Annotated in this window: 1 protein-coding gene; it reads left to right on the forward strand. The window is 67.9% G+C overall.

The window, feature by feature from the left end:
- Window positions 1-103 precede the first annotated feature (103 nt).
- Window positions 104-2214: autotransporter outer membrane beta-barrel domain-containing protein (locus DBR20_RS23740; protein WP_308812611.1), on the forward strand; the 2111-nt coding region annotated here is incomplete at its 3' end.

Raw genomic sequence — 2214 nt, forward strand, 5'->3', positions numbered from 1 at the left:
GCCTGCAATTTCACCTATCGAAACCATTCATGGCAGGGCAGACTGCGTCAGCAGCGCCGTACATAGCATCAGCAGTTCCTGATCCCCGACCCAGGAGTGCCGTATGTCCCATGTCGTCTCGCCCGGATTCCGCCGGCGCCGTTTGACCGTTTCCCTGGTCCAGATCCTGGCGGCGCCGTCGCTGCTCGCACTGGCCGCCCCGGCAGCCTGGGCGGGATGTGATGCCTCCGCCCCCGTCGCCGGGCAGACCGTTACCTGCAGCGCGGCCGCGCCCAACCCCGATGCAACGCCGGTCACCCTTGGCGCTGGAGCCAGCGGCGTTACCGTGAACGTACAGAGCGGCGCGCAGCTGAGTACCAGCAACGCCAACGCCATCTTCGTCGCCCCTACGGCCGGCGGCACCATCAACAACCAGGGCAGCATCGCGGCCAGCGGCACCGTCGGCAGCGGCACCGCCGGTGGCATCAATGCCGATGCGGTGGTGACGGTCAACAATGCCGCCAGTGGCAGCATTTCCTCGGCACAGGGGTACGCGTTGTATCTGCAGGGCGGCAGCGGCGTGGTCAACGACGGCCAGATCAGCGCAGCCGCTGGCTGGGGCATCGCCTTCAAAGGTGCAGGCGACAGCAGCGTGGTCAACCGCGGCACCATCAGTGGCGGCACCGGCGGCGTCCAGTTCGGTGCTGGCAACGATCGCCTGCAGATGCTGGCAGGCAGCATCACCGGCGCCGTCCAGCAGGGCGACGGCAACGACGTGCTGCTGCTCAACGGCGGCACGCTCGGCAGCCTCGATCAGGGCAGCGGTGATGACCAGCTGACCGTCAACGGCGGCACCATCACCGGGCTGGTGACGCAGTTCAGTGGTCGCGATGATTTCGTCATGACCGGTGGCACCATCGGGGCCCTGCAGCAGGGCGACAACATCGATGCCTTCCGCATGAGCGGTGGCCGCATCGTCGGTGCGTTCGAAGATGGCGACCAGGCGTGGATGACCGGTGGCCGCATCGGCCGGGTCAACATGAAGCTGGACAAGAACCTGTGGGACATGTCCGGCGGCACCGTCGACGGCAACGTGGTTACAGGCTTCGACACCGACACCATCATCATCTCCGGCACCGCCTATATCGGCGGCAACATCAGCGTCAGCGGCGGCAATGACAGCGTGACCATCACCGATGGCACCGTGCGTGGCCAGGTGCTGTTGAGCACCGGCAACGACACCTTCAACTGGAACGGCGGCGGCATCGTGTACGGCGCCATCGATGCAGGCCCCGACGACGACGTGGCCACGCTGAGCAACCTCAACCAAGGCAACATCGGCGCGGTACCGCTGTTCGATGGCGGCAACGGCATTGATCGTCTCAGCTTCAGCAACGTCAAGGGCAGCGGCGTCGCGCGGTTCCAGAACTGGGAAGCGATCAGCCTGGCCAACAGCACCGAGCTCACCTTCGATGGCGATCTGGTGCTCGGTGACAGTGTCAGTGGTACCGGTTCACTCACCCTGGATGACACCAGCACGATCTATGCAGGCAGCGGTACGCATGCAGTGCGACCTTTCATCGGCAGCGCGTTGGTCAATGTGGTCAACGCCGGGCGCATCGATCTGACCGGCTCCGCGCCGGGCGATGTGTTCACCGTGCGCGGCAACTACCGTGGCGATGGCGGCGGGCTGTACCTGCGTACCGTGCTGGCGGCGGACAACGCCACCAGCGACCGGCTGGTGATCGATGGCGGCACGGCCACCGGCAGCACCGGCATCGGCATCTTCAACGCGGGCGGCAGCGGGGCAGCCACGCTGGTCGACGGCATCCTGGTGGTGCAGGCGCTGAACGGCGCCACCACGGCGCCCGGTGCCTTCTCGTTGTTCGCACCGGTCTCGGCCGGCGCCTACGAGTATTTCCTGTTCAAGGGCGGCGTCAGCGCCGGCACCGGCGAGAACTGGTACCTGCGCTCGACGGTTGCGGTCGGGCCGGCCCCCGCGCCGAACGGTGGCGGCGAAGTGGTTCCACCGCCGCCGCCGACACCGCCGGTGGCACCGCCGCCGCCGATTCCCCCGGCACCACCACCGCCACCAGAAGGTGCCATCGATCCGAACCTGACCGCCGGTGAGACCGCGCCACCGCCGCCGCCGCCGGAACCGCCGCCCGTGGCACCGCCCAGCGATCCACCGGTGCCGGACGTGCCGGTGGCCGGGGGCAGCCTGCCCGGCACCGG

The organism is Stenotrophomonas sp. HMWF023 (assembly GCF_003060985.1).
In the GTDB taxonomy this organism is placed as follows: Bacteria; Pseudomonadota; Gammaproteobacteria; order Xanthomonadales; family Xanthomonadaceae; genus Stenotrophomonas; species Stenotrophomonas lactitubi.